Source organism: Micromonospora sp. KC723 (genome assembly GCF_004348595.1).
In the GTDB taxonomy this organism is placed as follows: Bacteria; Actinomycetota; Actinomycetes; order Mycobacteriales; family Micromonosporaceae; genus Micromonospora.
Map to the genome: position 1 here is coordinate 12,178 of NZ_SMKD01000045.1, position 19,963 is coordinate 32,140.

At 73.3% G+C, this 19,963-nt stretch carries 17 protein-coding genes; 7 read left to right on the forward strand and 10 right to left on the reverse strand.

All coding sequences use genetic code 11. The features are described from left to right. Positions 1–38 precede the first annotated feature (38 nt). Genes nrfD through fdh form a run of 3 tightly spaced genes read right to left on the reverse strand, consistent with a single transcriptional unit; the run spans position 39 to position 5,255 of the window. On the reverse strand, positions 39–1,055 hold the full coding sequence (gene nrfD, locus E1165_RS12905; protein WP_243704732.1) for an NrfD/PsrC family molybdoenzyme membrane anchor subunit: 1,017 nt from the start codon (positions 1,053–1,055) through the stop codon (positions 39–41). Then, positions 1,052–1,963: a 4Fe-4S dicluster domain-containing protein gene (locus E1165_RS12910; RefSeq protein WP_132391110.1), complete on the reverse strand. Its 912-nt coding sequence runs from the start codon at positions 1,961–1,963 to the stop codon at positions 1,052–1,054. The genes nrfD and E1165_RS12910 overlap by 4 nt, the downstream gene beginning before the upstream one ends. Continuing rightward, positions 1,956–5,255, reverse strand: a complete 3,300-nt coding sequence (gene fdh / locus E1165_RS12915) for a formate dehydrogenase (protein WP_256370668.1) — start codon at positions 5,253–5,255, stop codon at positions 1,956–1,958. Before fdh ends, E1165_RS12910 begins: the two co-directional genes overlap by 8 nt. 180 nt (positions 5,256–5,435) lie before the next feature. Here fdh and E1165_RS12925 point away from each other — a divergent pair, with 180 nt between their 5' ends. Together E1165_RS12925 and E1165_RS12930 are read left to right on the forward strand one after the other, a co-directional pair. Next, entirely contained in the window at positions 5,436–5,768 is a 333-nt protein-coding gene (locus E1165_RS12925; RefSeq protein WP_132391117.1) for a hypothetical protein, read from the forward strand. Beyond that, on the forward strand, positions 5,765–6,418 hold the full coding sequence (locus tag E1165_RS12930; protein WP_132391119.1) for a nucleotidyl transferase AbiEii/AbiGii toxin family protein: 654 nt from the start codon (positions 5,765–5,767) through the stop codon (positions 6,416–6,418). Before E1165_RS12925 ends, E1165_RS12930 begins: the two co-directional genes overlap by 4 nt. 85 nt (positions 6,419–6,503) lie before the next feature. On the opposite strand, the gene E1165_RS12935 is transcribed toward E1165_RS12930, so the two are convergent. Next, the gene (locus tag E1165_RS12935) at positions 6,504–7,406 is read right to left on the reverse strand and encodes an SDR family oxidoreductase (protein ID WP_132391121.1); all 903 of its coding nucleotides are present in this window, start codon (positions 7,404–7,406) and stop codon (positions 6,504–6,506) included. A 222-nt stretch (positions 7,407–7,628) separates the two neighbouring features. Here E1165_RS12935 and E1165_RS12940 point away from each other — a divergent pair, with 222 nt between their 5' ends. Continuing rightward, a complete protein-coding gene (locus E1165_RS12940; protein WP_132391123.1) occupies positions 7,629–9,422 on the forward strand; it encodes a 5'-nucleotidase C-terminal domain-containing protein in 1,794 nt (597 codons plus the stop codon). Positions 9,423–9,512: 90 nt separating this feature from the next. Here the strand turns inward: E1165_RS12940 and E1165_RS12945 are convergent, their stop codons facing one another. After that, complete coding sequence (locus E1165_RS12945) at positions 9,513–10,655, reverse strand: geranylgeranyl reductase family protein (protein ID WP_132391125.1); 1,143 nt, start codon at positions 10,653–10,655, stop codon at positions 9,513–9,515. A gap of 138 nt (positions 10,656–10,793) precedes the next feature. On the opposite strand from E1165_RS12945, the gene E1165_RS12950 reads away from it, so the two are divergent. Both E1165_RS12950 and E1165_RS12955 read left to right on the forward strand, forming a co-directional pair. Further along, the gene (locus tag E1165_RS12950) at positions 10,794–11,030 is read left to right on the forward strand and encodes a hypothetical protein (protein WP_132391127.1); all 237 of its coding nucleotides are present in this window, start codon (positions 10,794–10,796) and stop codon (positions 11,028–11,030) included. A 36-nt stretch (positions 11,031–11,066) separates the two neighbouring features. Beyond that, positions 11,067–12,512, forward strand: coding sequence for an MFS transporter (locus E1165_RS12955; RefSeq protein ID WP_243704733.1), 1,446 nt, complete (start codon positions 11,067–11,069; stop codon positions 12,510–12,512). 88 nt (positions 12,513–12,600) lie between these two features. Here the strand turns inward: E1165_RS12955 and E1165_RS12960 are convergent, their stop codons facing one another. Beyond that, complete coding sequence (locus tag E1165_RS12960; RefSeq protein ID WP_132391129.1) at positions 12,601–13,293, reverse strand: hypothetical protein; 693 nt, start codon at positions 13,291–13,293, stop codon at positions 12,601–12,603. Between the two features lie 312 nt (positions 13,294–13,605). Here E1165_RS12960 and E1165_RS12965 point away from each other — a divergent pair, with 312 nt between their 5' ends. Next, complete coding sequence (locus E1165_RS12965; protein WP_165945206.1) at positions 13,606–14,466, forward strand: MEDS domain-containing protein; 861 nt, start codon at positions 13,606–13,608, stop codon at positions 14,464–14,466. Further along, positions 14,463–15,407: a sensor histidine kinase gene (locus E1165_RS12970; protein WP_132391133.1), complete on the forward strand. Its 945-nt coding sequence runs from the start codon at positions 14,463–14,465 to the stop codon at positions 15,405–15,407. The genes E1165_RS12965 and E1165_RS12970 overlap by 4 nt, the downstream gene beginning before the upstream one ends. Positions 15,408–15,469: 62 nt before the next feature. On the opposite strand, the gene E1165_RS12975 is transcribed toward E1165_RS12970, so the two are convergent. The 4 genes from E1165_RS12975 to E1165_RS12990 form a co-directional block, all read right to left on the reverse strand. Further along, positions 15,470–16,579: a CapA family protein gene (locus E1165_RS12975; RefSeq protein ID WP_132391135.1), complete on the reverse strand. Its 1,110-nt coding sequence runs from the start codon at positions 16,577–16,579 to the stop codon at positions 15,470–15,472. A 35-nt stretch (positions 16,580–16,614) separates the two neighbouring features. Continuing rightward, on the reverse strand, positions 16,615–17,505 hold the full coding sequence (locus E1165_RS12980) for an alpha/beta fold hydrolase (protein WP_132391137.1): 891 nt from the start codon (positions 17,503–17,505) through the stop codon (positions 16,615–16,617). Continuing rightward, positions 17,502–18,395: an SDR family oxidoreductase gene (locus tag E1165_RS12985; protein WP_132391139.1), complete on the reverse strand. Its 894-nt coding sequence runs from the start codon at positions 18,393–18,395 to the stop codon at positions 17,502–17,504. The genes E1165_RS12980 and E1165_RS12985 overlap by 4 nt, the downstream gene beginning before the upstream one ends. A gap of 65 nt (positions 18,396–18,460) precedes the next feature. Then, positions 18,461–19,960 carry an NAD(P)/FAD-dependent oxidoreductase gene (locus E1165_RS12990; RefSeq protein ID WP_132391141.1) on the reverse strand — a complete coding sequence of 500 codons (1,500 nt, stop codon included), beginning with the start codon at positions 19,958–19,960 and terminating at the stop codon, positions 18,461–18,463. Positions 19,961–19,963 lie beyond the last annotated feature (3 nt).

Genomic DNA, 19,963 nt, shown 5'->3' on the forward strand with positions numbered 1-19,963 from the left:
GAGTCAACCACAGGCCCCGGCCACGGGTGCCGGGAGGCTCAGGTCGCGCCGGCCGCGCGGCGGCGTACCCGCTCCCGCTGCGGCACCACGGTGTACTTCGGGTCCTTCGCGGAGGCGACCCCGCCGTGGAAGATCCCGAAGCGGGTGGCGACCGACGCGGCGAGCAGCGCGGCACCGGAGAGCCCGGAGAGCAGCCGGCTGCGCCGGCCGACCACTGCGCCGACCAGCCCGGCGACGGTCAGCGCCTGCCCTGCGCGCAACAACCGGCCGGGGGTGCCGGTCGTGTACGGCTCGCCGAGCAGCCCGAGGCGGGTCTCCACCGCGTGTGTACCCCACAGCTCCAGGGCCGCTCCGGCGACCGCGAGGCGGCGGGCCGGCCCGGCCTGCGCGCAGGGCGCGGCGATCAGCCCCACCGCGGCGCCGCTGGCCAGGGCACTGCCCGCGAAGACGGTCGGCAGGTGCGGGTACGCCTCGTGCCAGGACGGCACGGCTGTCCCGGCGAGCAGCACCCCGGTGTAGGTGGCCAGGGCCGGCGCGACGGTGGCGGCGGCCAGCCCGGCGACCTGCCCGGCCGGGGGCAGCAGCCGGCGGGCCAGCCCTGCCGCGCCCCGCTCGGGCAGCCACGTCGCGGTCTCGGCGACCGCCGCGATCGCGGCGACCGGGCCGTACGCGCCGAGGATCCAGGTGCCCACCGACATCGGCGAGGTCGGCTTCGCCACCCGCAGCATGTGGTGGAAGCGCGCCGGCCTGCCGAGATCGTGGATGAGGAGGTACGCGCTGGCGGTGACCGCGCCGAGCGCGGTGACCCGGCCGGCGCGGCGCAGCGCCGGCCGGCCGGTGAGCTGCCCGCCCGTCGCCAGCAGCGACGAACCGGCCGCCAGTCCGCCGGTGAACAGGTACGCGGGGATGTTCCACCGCCACACCGGCGCCTTCAGGATCGGTCGCCCGTAGTACGAGGTGAACTCGGCCGCGGGCACCCGCAGTTCCTCGCCGCCCCCGCCGAGCCGTTCACGGAACCGGCGGAACCGGTCACCAACCGGGGGGCGCGCGGTCACGGTGAACCTCCGACGAACGCGGCGACGGCCGCCGCCGCCATGGCCAGCGCGGCCAGTCCGGCACGTTTCCACATCCGGGGCAGGTCCCGGGTGGTGACCACCGGGTCCGGCGGCAGGCCGTACACCTCCGGCTCGTCGAGCAGCAGGAAGAACGCGCCGTCGCCGCCCACCCCGTCGGTCGGGTCGTGACCGTAGAGGCGGGCCTGCGCCACGCCGTGCCCGTGCAGCCGCGCCACCCGCTGGGCGGCCCGTTCCCGCAGCTCGTCGAGGGGGCCGTACTGGATGGACTCGGTCGGGCAGGCCTGCGCGCAGGCCGGGGTCAGGCCGGCGCCCAGCCGGTCGTAGCAGAGCGTGCACTTCCATGCCCGGCCGTCGCCCCGGCGCTGGTCGATGACCCCGTACGGGCAGGCGGGGATGCAGTAGCCGCAGCCGTTGCAGATGTCCTCCTGCACCACGACCGTGCCGAACTCGGTGCGGAACAACGCCCCGGTCGGGCAGACGTCCAGGCAGGCGGCGTGGGTGCAGTGCTTGCAGACGTCCGACATCATCAGCCAGCGGAAGTCGGCGCGTCCCTCGGCGCCCGAGTCCCGGCCGGGCGGTCGCGCGCCGGGCATCCCGAGGAACCGCGTCCCTGGGGCGTCGTGGTGACCGGCGGGGCGGGGTTGTTCGACGAACGCCACGTGCCGCCACGAGTTGGCGGTCAACGCGCCGGTGTTGTCGTAGGACATGCCGAGCAGGTCGAACCCGGAGTCGGGAACGCCGTTCCACTCCTTGCAGGCCACCTCGCACGCCTTGCAGCCGATGCAGACGCTGGTGTCGGTGAAGAAGCCCATCCGGGGTCCCGCCTCGACCCAGCCCGCGTCCGGGGCGGGGTCGAGCGGACCGTACAGGCTGTTGCCGTCAGGCATCGTCGTTCTCCCCAGGCCCCGCGTCGTCGTCGCCGGTCGGCGGACGGATCCCGGTGGTCACCGTCGGCGGCGTCGTGCCGGGGACGATGCCGGCCCGCCGCCGGTAGTCGGCCACCAGGTCCCGCAGGGCCGGTCCGGTGGGGCGGCGTCCGGGACGGACGTCGCAGGTGCCGATCTTGCTCTCCTGGATCAGCACGTTCGGGTCGAGGATGATGCCGAACAGATCGTTGGCCGAGTCGCCGGTGACGATCCCCTCGTACCCGAAGTGGTACGGCAGCCACAGCTGGTGGATCACCCGGCCGTCCACCCGCAGCGGGGTGAGCCGGTCGGTGACCAGCACCTTCGCCTCGATCACCGCCCGGCCGCTGATCAGGTGCGCCCAGCCGAGGTGGGTCAGGCCCGCCTCGGCGGCCAGTTCCGGGGACGCCTCCACGAACATCTCCGGCTGCAGTTCGGCCAACGGTCGGACGGTCCGGCTCATGCCACCGGCGGTGTGGTGCTCGGTGAGCCGGCTGACCGTGAACACGTACGGGAAGACCTGGCTGTGCTCCTGCGGCGGGCTCGGGTTCACCGAGTTCACCGGGTGCGCGTAGACCTTGCGGGCCGGGTTGGCCTGCTGCCCGTACAACGGGTTACGCACCGGGGACTCGGCCGGCTCGAAGTGCGTCGGCAGCGGGCCGTCGAGCACACCGCTGGGCGCGTACAGCCACCCCTTGCCGTCGGCCTGCATCACGAACGGGTCGTCCCCGGCGAGGGCTTCCGGCCCGGAGGCGCCCTCGGGCGGCCGGTAGGTCGGCGGCTTGGTCCGCTCGAAGTCCGGCACGTCGTAGCCGGTCCACTCCCCCTTCGCCTCGTCCCACCAGACGTAACGCTTCCGTTCGCTCCACGGCCGGCCCTGCGGGTCGGCGGAGGCCCGGTTGTAGAGGATGCGGCGGTTCGCCGGCCAGGCCCAGCCCCACTCGGCGGCCACCCAGTCCTGCTCGTGGCCGGGCCTGCGTCGGGCGGCCTGGTTGACGCCGTCGGCGTACACGCCGGAGTAGATCCAGCAGCCCACGGCCGTGGAGCCGTCGTCGCGCGCCTGCGCGAACGACGACAGCGGGCGGCCGGTCGCCACCTCGTACCCGTTGATCTCGCGCAGCACCGCCTCGGCGTCCGGCTCCGCGTGCGGGCCGTGCGTGGGGTAGTCCCAGGCCAGGTCGAGCAGCGCCCGGTCCCGGGGAAGCGGCGAGCCGGCCAGCCTCTCCCGCAGCCGCCGGCCCAGATGGTAGAAGAACCACAGCTCGGAGCGGGCGTCGCCGGGTGGCTCGACGGCCTTCTCCCGCCACTGCACCAGCCGCTGGGTCTGGGTGAAGGTGCCCTCCTTCTCCACGTGCGCGGCGGCGGGCAGGAAGAACACCTCGGTGCGGCACTGTTCCGGCACGATCTCGCCGGTGGCGACCTCGGGGCCGCGCTGCCAGAACGTCGCGCTCTCGGTCAGGAACAGGTCGCGGACCACCAGCCAGTCGAGGTTGGCCATGCCCAGGCGCTGGGCGCGGCCGTGCGCCGAGCCGACCGCCGGGTTCTGGCCGAGCAGGAAGTAGCCCTTCACCTTCCCGTCGATCATGTTCAGCACCTGTTGGTAGGTGCCGTGGTCACCGGTCATCCGGGGCAGGTGGCCGTAGCAGAAGTCGTTCTCCGGCGTCGCCGCGTCTCCCCAGTAGGCCTTGAGTAGGCTCGCCGCGTACGCGCGGGCGTTGCCCCAGAAGCCCTTCTGGCCCGGGTGCCGGATGCCGTCCACCCACGCGTCGAACGTCGGATGGTCGGCGTGGTGCGGCATCGGCAGGTACCCCGGCAGCAGGTTGTAGAGCGTCGGGATGTCGGTGGAGCCCTGGATGCTGGCGTGGCCGCGCAGCGCGAGGATGCCGCCGCCGGGGCGACCCATGTTGCCCAGCAGCAGCTGGATGATCGCGCCGGTGCGGATGTACTGCACGCCGACGCTGTGCTGCGTCCAGCCGACCGAGTAGATCAGCACCCCGGTGCGTTCCCGGCCGGAGTTCTCCGTCCAGGCGCGGGCCAGCTCCAGGAACCTCTCCTGCGGGATGCCGCAGACCCGCTGCACCATCTCCGGCGTGTAGCGGGCGAAGTGCCGTTTCAGGATCTGGTATACGCAGCGTGGATGGCGCAACGTCTCGTCCCGCGGCACGGTCCCGTCGACCCGCGCGCCGTGCGACTCGTGGCGCAGCCCGGCCGCGCTGTCGCGCGCCCGGGCGGTGTGGCCACTGCCCGAGTCGCTCTCGTGGCCCGCGTACTGCCAGCTGTCCTGGACGTAGCTGCCGGTCTCGGGATCGAAGCCGGAGAACAGGCCGTCGGCGTCCTCGGCGTCGACGAACCGGTCGCTGACGATCGTCGCCGCGTTCGTGTACGTCAGCACGTACTCCCGGAAGTCGAGCTCGTTGTCCAGGATGTAGCGCACGACGCCGCCGAGCAGCGCGATGTCGGTGCCCGCCCGGATCGGCAGGTACGTGTCGGCCACGGCGCTGGTCCGGGTGAACCGGGGATCGACGTGGAAGACCTTCGCGCCACGGCGCTTGGCCTCCATGACCCACTGGAAGCCCACCGGGTGGGCCTCGGCCATGTTCGAACCCTGGATGACGATGACGTCAGCGTTGGCGACGTCCTGTTGGAAGTCCGTCGCGCCACCGCGACCGAAGCTGGCCCCCAGACCGGGGACGGTGGCGGAGTGTCAAATCCGGGCCTGGTTCTCGATCTGGAGTGCCCCCATCGCCGTGAACAGCTTCTTGATGAGGTAGTTCTCCTCGTTGTCCAGCGTCGCCCCGCCCAGGCTGGAGATGCCCAACGTCCGGTTGAGGGGCCGGCCGGCGGTGTCGACGTCCTCCCAGGTCTCCGCGCGAGCGGCGAGGACCCGGTCGGCGATCATGTCGAGCGCGGTGTCGAGCTCCAGGTCCTCCCACTCGGTGCCGTACGGCCGGCGGTAACGGACCGTGGTCTGCCGCAGTGGGCTGGTCACCAGGCTCTTGCTGGCCGCGCCCTTCGGGCAGAGCCGGCCCCGGGAGATCGGGCTGTCCGGGTCGCCCTCGATCTGGGTGACCCGGCCGTCGGTGACGAAGACCCGCTGCCCGCAGCCCACCGCGCAGTACGGGCAGACCGACCGGACCACGCTGTCCGCGCTCTCGGTGCGGGCGGTCAACCGCGCCGACCGCGCCGACCGGGCGGCGGCGCCCCGGCCCAGCGGGTCGGTGCCGGTGAGCTGCCGGTAGACCGGCCAGCTCTCGACGAAGGCACGTAGACCCATGGTGGGCTCCTCCTCCCCGCCGTGCGGGCCGACCACCTGAACATAGGCCAGCCCGTCGGACTCCGCGAGCCCGCCCGGAGGATCTTTTCTCCGATCCGCCTGGCCGGCAGCGCGCCGGGCGGGCGGGGCCGGTGGGCCGGTCGTAGCGGGACGGCGCCGGTGCGGGGTTACCCTGATGCCATGCAGAGCACCGCGACTCCCGTGGCGCGCCTGGCCCGCCCGGGCCGGCCCGCCGTGGTGGCGCGCACCCTCACCGAACTGGTCGGCCCCACCCGGGGCGTCGTGGAACTGCCGGTGCGGCTGATGTGGAACGCGCAGCGGACCTTCGACCTGGCCGAACCCGACGACCTGCTGTGGATGTACGAGAACGTGCTGCGGGAGAGCACCCGCACCGACGACCTGCGGCAGTTGATCAACGGGCGTACGCTGCGCCGGGTGTGGCGACGGCTGAACCTGCCGCGCGGGGTGCGACAGGCGTGGGAGAGCCGGCACCAGGGTCTGCGGGCGGCGTGACGCACCTGCACGACTTCTACCGCGAGGTCGCCCGGGTGGCGCTCACCGCCGCCGGGCGGCACCGGTTCGTGCTGGGCGGCGGGGTGGCGTGGGCGGCGCACGGTCTGGTCACCCGACCCACCGAGGACGTGGACCTGTTCGCCGACGTCGAGGGCGCGGCCGCGGCGGCGGCCACGGAGGTGCGCGCGGCGCTGGAACGGGCCGGGTACGCGGTCGTCGACGCCGACCCGGACAGCGACCTCGGCGGGCTGTTCGACGGCGTCGACCAGGACCTGAGAGACTTCGTGGTGCGCCGCGGGGACCGGCAGATCCGGTTGAGCCTGGCCCGCCTCGACCGGTACCGCTCCCCGGTGGTGATGGACTTCGGCCCGGTGATGGACGTGCGGGACCTGGTGGCGAACAAGATTGCCGCCCTGGTCAACCGCCGTGAGGCACGCGACTACATCGACGTGGCTGCGGCCCTTGACCGCTGGTCGGTCGCGGAGCTGTTGGAGCTGGCCCGGCAGGTCGACCCCGCGCTGGAGGACGCCGACGTCCGGGATGCGGGTCGCTATCTGGACCGGCTGCCCGACCGCCGGTTCCGCCGCTACGGCCTGGAGGCCGGGCAGATCGCCCGGATGCGGGACCGGCTCGCCGGCTGGCCCCGCTGACCGGCCGGAACCCGCCAAACCCGGACGCGGAGCCGGCGTGCCGCGCCGCCCGGGCGACCGGACGCCACCCGGGCGGGATGCCGGTTCACTTCGTCGGGCGTCCACCGGTGACGCCGAGGATCTCGCCGGTGACGTAGCTGGACTCCTGCGAGGCGAAGAAGACGTACGCCGGGGCGAGCTCGGCGGGCTGCGCCGGCCGGCCCAGCGGGGTGTCCGTGCCGAACTGCTTCACCTTCTCCTCCGGCATGGTGGCCGGGATCAGCGGAGTCCAGACCGGGCCCGGCGCGACCGCGTTGACCCGGATGCCCTGCTGGGCGAGCTGGGCGGCGAGAGCCTTGGTGAAGTTGGCGATCCCCGCCTTGGTGGTGGCGTAGTCGAGCAGTTGCGGCGACGGGTCGAAGGCCTGGATCGACGTCGTGTTGATGATCGTCGCGCCCTCCTTCATGTGCGGGACGGCCTCCTGGCACAGCCAGAACATCGCGTACAGGTTGGTCTTCAGGACCCGGTCGAACTGCGCGGTGGTGATGCCCGCGATGCCCTCGTCCTGGGACATCTGGTACGCGGCGTTGTTCACCAGGATGTCGATGCCACCCAGGTCGGCCACCGTACGGGCGACGAGGTCCCGGCAGTTGCCCTCGTCGGTGAGGTCGGTGCGCACCGCCACGCCCCGGCGGCCGGCCTGCTCGATCAGCCGCACCGTCTCGCGGGCGTCGGCGTCCTCCTCCTCGCCGAGGTACGAGACCAGCACGTCGGCGCCCTCCCGGGCGAAGGCGATCGCGACCGCCCGCCCGATGCCCGAGTCACCGCCGGTGATCAACGCGCGCCTGCCCTCCAGGCGACCGCTGCCCCGGTAGGACTCCTCGCCGTGGTCGGGCTTCGGGCCCATCTCGCGGGTCGAGCCCGGCGCGGACTGCTGCTGCGCGGGCTGCCCCTCCTGCTGGCCGTACTGCTCGGTCGGGTCCTGGGTGGTGTACTGGTCCTGGTTCACCGGTCGACTCCTCGGATGTTTTGTCCGTCCTGCTGCCTGTCTGCCCTACCCCACCGGCCGGCGGAGAAACCGGCCGTCGCGCGGGCGACGGTGGCGTTGTCCTCGGTGGCGGTGACGCTGGTGGGGTGAAACACCGTGAGCCGCTGTGGCCTGGGTGACAACTGGTCGTTATGGTGCGCAACGGCGCCCACGAGGCGTCTCACCCCTTGCGAAAGGCACCGCATGACCTCCTCCTCCGGCGCGTCGCGCCGCCAGGTGCTGGCCGTCGCCGCCGCCGCGGCGACCACTCCCCTGATCGTCGGCGCCCCCGCCCGGGCCGCCGAGGCGAAGGGCCCGAAGACCTGGGACCTGACGGTCCTGGGCACCTCGGACACCCACGGCAACGTCTACAACTGGGACTACTACCGCGACGCCGAGTACGACGACAGCAGGCACAACGACGTCGGCGTCGCCAAGCTGGCCACCCTGGTCAACCAGATCCGCGCCGAACGGCGGGGCCGGGCGACCCTCGTCCTCGACGCCGGTGACACCATCCAGGGCACCCCGCTGGCCACGTACTACGCCAAGCAGGAACCGATCACCGTCACCGGTGAGACGCACCCGATGGCCCACGCGATGAACGTGCTCCGGTACGACGCGGTCACCCTGGGCAACCACGAGTTCAACTACGGCCTGCCGCTGCTGGCGACGTGGATCGAGCAACTCGGCTTTCCGGCGCTGGCCGCCAACGCCCTCAACGCGAAGACCGGCCGACCGGCCTACCTGCCGTACGTGATCAAGAAGGTGCGCCTGGGCGGCCCGGACTCCCCCACCATCAACGTCGGCATCCTCGGCCTGACCAACCCGGGTTCGGCGATCTGGGACAAGGCCAACGTCGAGGGCAGACTGGTCTTCGCCGACATGATCGAGAGCGCCGCGAGATGGGTGCCGATCATGCGGGAGCGCGGTGCCGACCTCGTGATCATCTCCGCGCACGGTGGTGACAGCGGCACCTCCAGCTACGGCCCGGAGCTGCCGATCGAGAACCCGGTGGCACTCATCGCGCGGCAGGTGCCGGGCATCGACGCGATCCTGTTCGGCCACGCGCACACCGAGGTGGTGGAAAGGTTCCACACCAACGAGGTCACCGGCGAGCGGGTGCTCACCGCCGAGCCGTCCAAGTGGGGCCAGCGGCTGACCCGGATGGACTTCACCGTCCAGAAGGTGCGCGGCACCTGGAAGGTCGTCGCCAAGCGGGCGTCCATGCTCAACACCAACACCGTGGTCGAGGACCCGGCGGTGCTCGCCGCCGTACGTGGCCAGCACGTCAAGACCGTGAACTACGTCAACACCGTGGTCGCCCGGTCCTCGCAGGAGTTGTCCGCCGCCGCGTCGCGGTACCTGGACACCCCGATCCTGGACTTCATCAACCACGTGCAGACCGAGGTGGTCACGAAGGCGCTCGCCGGCACCGCGTACGCGTCGCTGCCGGTGCTGTCGATCGCCGCGCCGTTCAGCCGTACCGCGATCTTCCCGCAGGGTGACGTGCGCATCCGCGACGTCGCCGGCCTGTACGTCTTCGACAACACCCTCGAGGCCGTGGTGCTCAGCGGCGCCGAGGTCCGGACGTACCTGGAGTTCTCCGCGAAGTACTTCCAGACCGTCGCCCCGGGCGGCGCCGTCGACCCGGCCACGGTCAGCGACCCGGCCGTCCCGGACTACAACTACGACGTGTTCTCCGGGGTGGACTACGACATCGACATCTCGAAGCCGGTCGGGCAGCGGATCACCCGGCTCGTCCTGCCCGGCACCGACACCCCGGTCGCCGCCGACGCGCGGTTCGTCGTCGCCGTCAACAACTACCGGCGCAGCGGCGGCGGCAACTTCCCCGGCATCGTGAAGACCCAGGTGTACAACGAGCAGCAGGAGATCCGTCAGCTGTTGATCGACTGGGCGCAGGCCAAGGGGGTCATCGACCCGGCCGACTTCTTCGTGCCGAACTGGAAGCTGGTGCGCGAGGGCGTGCCCGTCTTCTGACCGCACCGTCGACGGGTCGCGGGTGCCCCCCGCGGCCCGTCGACCGGGGCCTGGCCAGCCGATGCCGTCCCACCGGCGGGATGGACGGCATCAGGGCACCGGCTGGCGCACCGGGGGCAGGCGGTCCAGCAACGCCAGACCGGCCCGGACCGGCGCGCGGGTCAGCGCCCGGTCGAAACTGGCCCGCCCCTGGCAGAACCGCACGAACATCCGCCATCCCGCCGGGGTGGCCAGCAGGGCGTGAAAGACGTCGGGGCGGCGTTCGAACACCTCCAGCAGACGGTGACCGGCCCGCATCGACGGCACCAGCCGCTGGTGGACGTCCCGTTCGTAGCGGTCCGGTGCGCCGGCGGCGACCGCCTCGCCGGCGAGCGCACCGGAACGCAGGGCGTAACTGATCCCCTCCCGGCTCCACGGTTCGAGCAGCCCCGCCGCGTCCCCGGCGACCAGCACCCGGCCCCGGCGCAGCGGGGAGTCGTCGGACCGGCACCGGGTCAGGTGCCCCGAGTCGTGCTCCGGCTCCACCCCGGACAGGCCCAGCCGGTCGAGGAAACGGCGCAGGTACTCGCGGGTGCCCGCACCCTCGCCCCGGGCGGCGATCACCCCGACCGTCAGCGACGACCCCTTGGGGAACACCCACGCGTAGGAGCCGGGGATGGCGCCCCAGTCGAGCAGCAGCCGCCCCTGCCAGCGCCGCTGCACGGCGGCCGGGACCGGCAACTCCCGCTCCAGGCCCAGGTCCACCTGCCGGAACCGGACGCCCACGTGCCGGGCGGTGACCCCGGAGGAGCCGTCCGCCCCGACCACCGTCCGGGCCGCCACGGTGGTGCCGTCAGCCAGGCGTACGCGTACCCCGTCGGGGTCCTGCTCCACACCCCGGACGGCGACCCCCTCGCGCAGCTCGGCCCCGGCGGCGACCGCGGCGGCGCGCAGCCGGTCGTCGAACTCCTCCCGGCGCACCATCGCCACCAGCGGGGCGCGGTGCCGGCGGGTGAAGGCGCGTCGCCCGTCCCGGGTGAACGTCACCCGGTCGACCCGATCGTGCGCGGGCACCTCCATCCGCCCGGCGACCTCCGACAGGGAGGTACCGATCAGACCACCGCCGCAGGTCTTGTAGCGGGGGTGCGTGGCCCGGTCGAGCACCAGCGTCCGCACGCCGGCCGCGGCGGCGACCCGCGCGGCGCTCAGCCCGGCCGGGCCCGCGCCGACGACGACGAGATCCCAGATGATCACGGCGTCCACCCTAGGGCACCACAACCCGGCCGGCGGGGCACGACCGCCCGAACGGATGGGCATTGTCGGTCACCCGGTGGGTAAGCCGCGGTACCCAGACCGCCCGTCCGACGGGCGGGTCACGGCAAGGAGGTCACCATGCAGCAGGTACGTCTGTCGGAGGCCGAGGAACGGGTGTACGACGCGGTGGCGACGCTGGAGGCGCGCGGTCAGGTGCCGTACCCGGACCTGATCGCCGAGGAGGCGGGCATGGCGGCGGAGGAGGTGCACCAGCCCCTGCACCTGCTCACCGAGAAGAACCTGCTGCACCGGGAGGACTCGCCGATGGCCGGGCTGGACTTCGGTCCCCGGTGGTGCGCCCGCCAGATGGCGTGAGCCGTCCGCCCCACGGGGCCCGGGTCGCGGTCGGCCGTGGCTGACCCGCCGTCGGCGGTCGACGCGCCCGGTGACCGACGCCGGTGGCAGGCCCTCGGCGTCGCACTGGTCGCGGCGTTCATGACGCTGCTGGACGTCAGCATCGTGAACGTCGCCGTCCCGTCCCTGCAGCAGGCGTTGCACGCCAGCCCCAGTGACCTGCAGTGGGTGCTGTCCGGGTACGCGCTGACGTTCGGGCTGGTCCTGGTGCCCGCCGGCCGGTTCGGCGACGCCCACGGGCGACGCACCGCCTTCGTGGCGGGCGTCGCCCTCTTCACGCTCACCAGCGCGCTGGCCGGTCTGGCCCCCTCGCCCGGCTGGCTGGTCGCCGCCCGGCTACTCCAGGGAACCGCCGCCGGGATGGTCACCCCCCAGGTCACAGGCCTGATCCAGCAACTGTTCCGGGACGCGGAACGGGGTCGGGCCTTCGGTCTGCTCGGCGCGACCATCGGCGTCTCCACCGCGATCGGGCCACTGCTGGGCGGGCTGCTCATCGCCCTCGGCGGCGTGGACCACGGCTGGCGGTGGGTGTTCTTCGTCAACGTGCCGGTGGGGATGCTCGGGGTGGTGCTCGGCTGGCGGCTGCTGCCGGCGCGACCCGCCGGGCAACCGGACCGGCACCTGTTCGACCTGACCGGGATGCTGCTGCTCGGCGCCGGGGTGTTGCTCCTGCTGCTGCCACTGGTACAGCGCGAACAGTGGCACAGTCCGTGGAGGTGGGCCCTGATCCCGGGGGGCCTCGTCGTACTGGCCGGCTTCGCGCGGTGGGAACGCCGCTACGCCCGGAGCGGTCGGGTTCCCCTGTTCGACCTGCGGCTGTTCGGGCTGCGCTCGTACACCCTCGGCGCACTGATCGCGCTGGTCTACTTCGGGGGCTTCACCGCGCTCTTCTTCATCTTCACGCTCTACCTGCAGCGCGGTCTCGGTCACAGCGCGCTGGTCGCCGGACTGGCGATCACGCCGTTCGCCCTCGGGTCGGCGCTGGCGTCGGCACTCGGCGGCCGGATCGTCGGCCGGCTCGGACGGCCGCTGGTCGGCGCCGGACTGGCGGTCGTGGTGCTCGGCCTCGGGGCGGTGGTGCTCGTGCTGCGCGGGGGCCCGTCCGGCTCGGTGCCACTGCTCACGGCGGTGCCGCTGCTGCTGGCGGGGTTGGGCAGCGGGCTGGTCATCACCCCGAACCAGACCCTCACCCTGGCCGAGGTGCCGGTGCCGCAGGCCGGCAGCGCGGCCGGCATGTTGCAGACCGGCCAGCGGCTCGGCTCGGCCGCCGGCATCGCGGCGGTCGGGGCGGTGTTCTTCTCGGTGCTGGCGGCCAGCGCCGGGGACTGGTCGGCGGCCTTCCGGCACTCGCTGCTGCTGGCGATGGGCATCATCGCGCTGGCCCTGGCCGCCGCCCTTCTCGACGTGGCCCTCGGCCGCCGCGCCGCCCGCCAACGCCGGTGAACGCCGCGCCGCCCGCCAACGCCGGTGAACGCCGCGCCGGCCGGCCCCCGGTGTACACGGGGGACCGGCCGGTCGGTCGCTCGGAAGGTCACCAGAGCTGCTGGACGATGTCCGCGGCCTGCTGCTCCCACTGCGCGTACGCGTACGGGAACGCCGAGACCTGCACGGTCTGCGCGGCCGTGGTCAGCGGCAGCTCCTGCCAACCGTGCACGTTCCTCAGCGCCTCGAAGAACGCCCGGGAGGCGTACCTGGGGTCGGTCACCTGGTCGGGCGTACCCCAACCCGACGACGGACGCTGCTGGAACAGGCCCTGCGAGTCGTGGTCGTTGTACGCGCCGAGGTGGCCCAGGTTGTAGAGCTTGGACTCCTGCAACGAGGTGGCGATGCCGATCACCGCGCCGCGCTTGCCCACGCCGGTCTCCTTGGCCTCCGCGATGATGGCCCTGGCGTTGGCGAGCTGGGCGTCGTCCAGCGGGATGCGGGACTGGGCGCCCTCCACACCGTGCGGGATGAGCTCGTCCCGGCTCGGCTTGCCGGCCGACACCTCGGTGGTCCTGCCGCCGGTGGTCAGGGCGGACTCGACGGTGGCACCCTGCCGGTGCTGGCCGGTGGCCAGGTCGATGGCGGCGACGGCGCCCTCGTGCGGACCGCCCGTGACGGGGGCGGCCACGGCGGCGGGGCCGAACGCCAGACCAGCCAGGGCGGCGACGCCGGCGGCGCTCAGCGCGGTCCTGCGGTTCTTCGCGATGGCCGGGAGCCATCGAGTGAAGTTCTGCTTCACGATGGTTGCCCCTTCGATCGTGTCGACGCGCTCCGGATCGAGCGCCCCTGCGGGGGAACTGCCGGCACCGCCGGGGGGTTTACCTGCCAGCGGTACAGGGGACACAACCAGCTTCCGGTATCCGTCATTCCGGGAATGCCGGATAACCCCGCGCGGCGGCGGCACACGTCACCGCCCGGTCCGGACAGGCTGTCGACTCCCCGACCGGCTGGCCGGACACCGGTCGAAACCGGACACCGGCGCACACCGGGGCGTTGGAACGGCCCCTGACGAGGGGCTACAGTGAGGCGCGCCGACCGGAAGGCGATGACGGTGACGACGAGTGCGGTGGTCGACCAGGTTCACCTGGGAGACCACATCTGCTGGGCGCACGAGGACGACAGCGACGGCCTGGACGCCGCCGGCCGGTTCGTCGCCGCCGGCCTGCGACTCGGTCACAAGGCCCTCTGGTTCACCGACGCGATCGCGCCGTCGGCCGCTCGCGACCACCTCGACAGCCGGGGCGTACCCACCCGGGCGGCGCTGGCCGGTGGGCAGCTACGCATCGTCGCCGCCGAGGAGGCGTACGCCGGAAGCGGCCGGTTCACCCCCGAGGCGATGATCGACACTCTCGCCGCCGAAGCAGACCGGTCGCGTCGCGAGGGGTACCCGGGCCTGCGCATGGTCGGTGACATGGGCTGGGCGCTGCGCCACCGGGCCTCGCCGGCCGACCTGTGCCGGTACGAGGCCGAGGTGAACCGGCTGTTCATCGACGGTCACACGGCCGGCATGTGTCTGTACGACCGGCGGCTCTTCCCCAGCGAGTACCTCGTCCCCGTCACCACCGCGCATCCCGCCACCGTCGGCCCCCGAACCGGTCGCGCCTGGACACCGCTGCTGCGGGCGTACCGGACCCGCGACCCGCACGGGCTGCGCCTGATCGGGGAGATCGACCGGAGCAACCGGGGGGCGTTCACCGCCATGCTCGACCATGTCACCGGGGAAGCGACCAACGAACGGACGACCGTGCTGGATGTCTCGGAGCTGAGCTTCGCCGATGTGGGTGCGGCGACCGCGCTGGCCCGGGCCCGCCGCAACGCGCCCTCCGCCGTCCGCCTGGTCGGTTGCCGTCCGGCGCTGAGTCGCCTGCTCGACCTGGTGGACGGTACCGCCCGCGCGGGAGGCGTGGCGTGACGCCGGGACCACACGCGGGTGGCTTCATCCACGAGGGGCTGTTCTACCGCGATCGTGAGGAGTTGCTGGCCGGGACGGTGCCGTTCGTCCTCGAGGGGCTGGCGCACGACGAGCCGGTGCTGGTGGCCACGCCGGCCGACCGGCTGGGGATGATCCGGGCCGGGGTGGGGGCCGACGACCGGGTCCGGTACGCCGACATGACGCAGGCGGGCCGCAACCCGGGACGGATCATCCCGTGGGTGCTCCAGGCGTTCCTCGACAGGCATCCCGGCCGGCGGGTCCGCATCATCGGCGAACCGGTGTGGCCGGGACGCACCGAGGCGGAGCAACCGGCCTGCGCCCAACACGAGGCATTGATCAACTTGGCGTTCGCCGACCGTGATCTGCACATCCTCTGCCCGTACGACGCCACGCGCCTGCCCACCGGGGTGCTCGCCGACGCCCACCGCACCCACCCGGTGCTGGTCGACGCCGCCGGGCGGCGACCCAGCCCGCACTTCGCCCCGACGCAGGTCGTCGCCGGACACAACAAGCCACTGGCCGCGCCCGACGAACCGGTGGCGCTGCTCCGTTACGACCTCGGCACTCTCCCCGAGGTACGCCGGTTCGTCACCGCGTACGCGCGGGACGCCGCGCTGCACCCGGACCGGATCGCCGACCTGCAGATCGCGGTGACCGAACTGGCCACCAACAGCGTGGCGCACGCCAGCGGCGGCGGGATGCTGCACGTGTGGCGGACGGATGAACATCTGGTGTGCGAGGTCCGGGACGACGGTTGGTTGGAGGATCCGCTCGCCGGCCGGTTGACGCCCCGGCACGACGGCGTCGGCGGGCGCGGCCTGGCCATCGTGCACGCGCTGTGCGACCTGGTGCTGGTGCACAGTACCGCGGCCGGCACCACGGTACGGCTGCACATGCGCCGCGAGGCCCGGCCGGCCTGACCGCGCGGCGGGAAGGTGCGCGACCGCCAGCGCCGAGGCCGCGGCACCGGGCCGGGGCGGCGTCAGGGCCGGCGCAGGGTGATCAGGCCGTCCTCGTCCAGCCGGAAGCCGGTACGCGACGGCCCGCCGAGACGATCGAGCAGGTCCGCCAGCCAGCGCGCCTCGGCGGGAGTCGCCGGTTCCAGGCGCATCCGACGGATCCGGACCGGTACCAGCCGCAGCCGCACCAACCCGCCCCGGTCGAACGTGGGCAGGTGCAGCAGCCGCAGCCACGGCCGGTACGACTCCCGCCCACCGATCCCCTCGTAGTCGTCGACCAGGTCACCGGCACCGTAGAGGATCAGACCGTCCCGGTACGCCTCGATAAGGCGCGGGTGGTGCGACGAGTGACCGTGCACCAGGCGTACCCCGGCCTCCACCAGCCGGTGCGCGAACCGCACCTGCTCGGCCGGCACGTCGTACCCCCAGTTCGAGCCCCAGTGCACGGAGACCACCACCAGGTCGGCCGGCCGTGCCTCGCGGTCGATGCGCGCGGTGAGGGCGGCGGCGCACTCCTCGCTCGCCTCCGGCAGGTACGCCACACCGGCCCGCCGGGCGGTGGCCGCCCAGTGCGGCGGGACGCCGCTGGACGGGGTGCCGACGGACCAGAACAGCAGCCGGCGGCCCCCGCCCAGGTCGATCCGGGCCGGGCGCCACGCCTCGACCTCGTCGCGGCCGGCGCCCGCGGGCGTGATTCCGGCCCGGGTCAACGCGTCGAGGGTGTCGGCCAGCCCGCCCGGGCCGAAGTCCAGGACGTGGTTGTTGGCCAGCGCACAGACGTCGACACGGGCGGCGGTCAGGCAGGCCAGGTTGTCCGGGTGCATCCGGTAGTGGATCGCCTTGCCGGGGGCGAACTCGCCCCGACCGGTCACCGCGGTCTCCAGGTTGATGATCCGCACGTCTGGCCCCAGCCCGTCGAGCAGGCGCAGCGCGTCCCCCCACGGCCACCCCGGCGGCACCGGGCGGGAGATCGGCCCCGACACCGCCTCGGCCAGCTCCACGTACCGGCGCGCGTCGGTGACCACCTGCTCGCGTAGCCGCGGCGAGCCGGGCCGGGGCAGGATCTGGTCCACGCCCCGGCCGGTCATCACGTCGCCGCTGAGAAAGAGGGTCACCTCGTCGCCGGGCACCATGCCGACATTCCCGGTGAGAGCCTCTTCGCACCTCGTCAGTCCGCCGCGACCGCCGTCGCCGCCGGGTCGCCGCCGGCCTGCTCACCGGCCCAGAAGTCGACCAGCAGTTGGTGGAACTGCTCGGCCCGCTCGATCTGCGGCAGGTGCCCGCAGCCGGTGAACAGGTGCGTGTGGGCCTTCGGCAGCCGGGCGCGCGCCGCCTCGAGGTGCGCCGCCGGGAGGATGAGATCCCGGTCGCCCCACACGATCAGGGTGGGGACGTCGAGCTCGGCCACCTGGGCCAGCAGCTCGTCGCGCCACTGCTGCCGGACGCCGCGGAAGGTGCCGAGGTGGCGGCAGATCTCCAGGGTGACCCGCGCCGTGTACGGCTGGCGGGCCAGCTCCAACGCGTACTCGACCCGTCGCTGCGTGGCGAACGCCGCATCGTGGAAGAGCATCCGTTCCGCCCGGTGGACCAGGCGGCGACTCGGACGCAACAGCAGCCGGCCCAGTGGACGCACCGCCAGCAGCCGCAGCGCCAGGGTCACCTCCGGCCCGAAGCCCGCGCTGTTGACCAGCGTGAGGCTGGCCACCCGGGCCGGCTCGGTCACGGCCAGCCGCATGGCGACCGCCCCGCCGAGGGAGTTCCCGACGAGGTGGGCGGGCCGGTCCACCCCCACCGCGTCGAGGTAGCGCCCGACGAACCTGCCCAGCGCGGGCAGGGTCGACGGCTCGGCCATCGGCAGCGAACCGCCGTACCCGGGCAGGTCGACGCTGTGCACCCGGAACCGGCGGGCCAGCAGCTCGTGCTGTTCGGTGAAGTCGCGCAGGCAACGCCCGAGGCCGTGCAGCAACACCACCGGGGGCCCGTCGCCGTCGACGCGGTGCCGGACCCGCCGGCCGTCGACGGTCACATGCCGGGCAGGCGGCCCGTCCGTGGCGCTCACGCCCGCTCCCCCGTGGTGACCTCCGGCGGGCCGGCCGGGTGGGAGAGTCGCCGAGCCCGACCACCGGCCGGTTTCGGCACCGCCGCGAGCACCCGCCCGTAGCCGGCGGGCACGACGCGGGCCAGCAGGTCGAGCAGCTTCGCCGACCAGCCGACCAGCACCCGGCCGCGGCGTCGTGCGACGCCGCGCAGGATCACCTCGGCGGCGGCGGCCGGTGGGATGGACAGCAGCTTCTCGAACTGGCGCAGGCCGAGCTCGTACTCCTCGCGGACGACGCCACTGCCCACCCGGGCGTTGCGGGCGATGGCGGTGGCGATCCCGCCGGGATGCACCGAGGTCACCCCGACGCCGTCGTCGACCAGTTCGTGGCGCAGCGCCTCGGTGAAGCCGCGGACGGCGAACTTGCTGGCCGAGTAGGCGGCCTGCCCGGCGGGGGCGATCAGCCCGAAGAGGCTGGAGACGTTGACCAGGTGCGCGCCGGGCTCGGCCTTGAGCGCCGGCAGCAGCCCGTGGGTCAGCCGCACCACGGCCCGGAAGTTGATGTCGAGCACCCAGTCGAACTCGTCGAGGGTGACCTGGTCGAAGCGTCCGCCGAGGGCGACCCCGGCGTTGTTGACCAGCAGTCGTACCCGGGGGTGGGTGGCCCGGATCCGCTCGGCCACCCGGTCGGTCGCGGCGGGGTCGGCCAGGTCCACCACGTGGGTGTGGACCTGCTGTTCCGGGTGGGCGGCGCGGACCGCCGCCGCCACGGCGGCGAGCCGCTCGGCGTCCCGGTCGAGCAGGACGAGGTGGCTTCCCCGGCGGGCGAGGCCGTGGGCGAGGGCCTCCCCGATCCCGTTGGCGGCGCCGGTGACCACGGCGGTCCCGGCGGCGAAGACGAGTGGTCGCACACGGCCTCCTTGCTGCGCGGATGGTGCGGGGCGGTGGTGTGGTGCGCCGGACAGCCGGGTCGCGCTCAGACGGCCGGGGTGGTGCGGGTGCCGGTGGCCGGCGTGGGTGCGGTGGCGCGGGAGAAGCGGACCCCCTCGTCGACGAGCCGACCGTGGCGCATCAGCAGGACGTCGCGGGGGTAGTTCTGGTGCAGCCGCCAGGGGGCGCGCGAACCCTGCCTGGGCAGGGTGTCCAGGCTGCGCAGCACGTAGCCCGACGTCAGGTCGATCAGGGGCGCCAGTGCCCCGTCGGGCGGGGGGACCGGGGTGACGATCTGGTCGCCGGTGGCGTCCAGGTGGCGCAGCAGCCGGCAGACGTAGGTGGCGACCAGGTCGGCCTTCAGCGTCCAGGAGGCGTTGGTGTAGCCGATCGTCAGGGCGAAGTTCGGCACGCCGGAAAGCATCATGCCCTTGTACGCGACGGTGTCGGCCAGGTCGACGTCGACGCCGTCCACGGCGACGCCCATCCCGCCGAGCGCGAGCAGGTTGAGCCCGGTGGCGGTGACGACGACGTCGGCGGGCAGTTCCTCGCCGGAGGCGAGCCGGACGCCGTGCTCGGTGAAGGTGTCGATGGTGTCGGTGACCACCGATGCCCGGCCGGCCCGCACCGCCTCGAACAGGTCCCCGTCGGGCGCCACACAGAGCCGCTGGTCCCAGGGGTCGTAGCGGGGCGAGAAGTGCCGGTCCACGTCGTACCCGGCGGGGAGCCGGCCCTTCGCGGCCCGGCGCAGCAGCCTGCGCACCAGTCCCGGGGCGCGCCGGCTGAGCTGGAAGTTCACCGTACCGAGCAGCACGTTCTTCCACCGGACCAACGGGTGGGCGGCCGTGGGCGGCAGCCAGCGGCGCAGCGCGTCGGCCACCACGTCGCGCGACGGGAGCGAGAGGACGTACGTCGGTGAGCGCTGGAGCATGGTGACGTGCGCGGCCCGCCGTGCCATCGCCGGCACCAGGGTCACCGCGGTGGCGCCGCTGCCGATCACCACGACCCGTCTGCCGGTGTGGTCGAGCTCCGCCGGCCAGTGTTGGGGGTGGACCAGCTTGCCGGTGAACCGGTCGATGCCGGGCAACTCGGGGGTGTAGCCGGCGTCGTAGCGGTAGTAGCCGGCGCAGGTGAACAGGAAGGAGCAGGTGAGGGCGACGTCCTCGCCGGTGTCGGCGCGGTGCGCGTAAACGGTCCAGCGGGCGGCGACGCTGTCCCACTCGGCGCGCACGACCCGGTGGTGGAAGCGGATGTGCTCCCCGACGCCGTACTCGCGGGCCGTGTCGCGGACATAGTCGCGGATGGAGTCTCCGTCGGCGATCGCCTTCGGGTCGGTCCACGGCTTGAACGAGTAGCCGAGGGTGAACATGTCCGAGTCGGAGCGGACGCCGGGGTAGCGGAACAGGTCCCAGGTGCCGCCGATCGCGCCACGCGCCTCCAGCACCGCGTACGTCTTGTCGGGACAGTCGCGGCGCAGGTGGCAGGCCGCGCCGACACCGGACAGGCCGGCTCCGACGATGAGCACGTCGACGTGGTCGCAGGCCATGTG

Excerpts from the sequence above, each read along its gene's own strand:
- E1165_RS12990 (WP_132391141.1), bottom strand. The coding sequence starts at position 19,960 with ATGGCCTGCGACCACGTCGACGTGCTCATCGTCGGAGCCGGCCTGTCC.
- E1165_RS12910 (WP_132391110.1), bottom strand. The coding sequence starts at position 1,963 with ATGCCTGACGGCAACAGCCTGTACGGTCCGCTCGACCCCGCCCCGGAC.
- E1165_RS12940 (WP_132391123.1), top strand. The coding sequence starts at position 7,629 with ATGACCTCCTCCTCCGGCGCGTCGCGCCGCCAGGTGCTGGCCGTCGCC.
- E1165_RS12975 (WP_132391135.1), bottom strand. The coding sequence starts at position 16,579 with ATGGTGCCCGGCGACGAGGTGACCCTCTTTCTCAGCGGCGACGTGATG.
- E1165_RS12950 (WP_132391127.1), top strand. The coding sequence starts at position 10,794 with ATGCAGCAGGTACGTCTGTCGGAGGCCGAGGAACGGGTGTACGACGCG.
- E1165_RS12925 (WP_132391117.1), top strand. The coding sequence starts at position 5,436 with ATGCAGAGCACCGCGACTCCCGTGGCGCGCCTGGCCCGCCCGGGCCGG.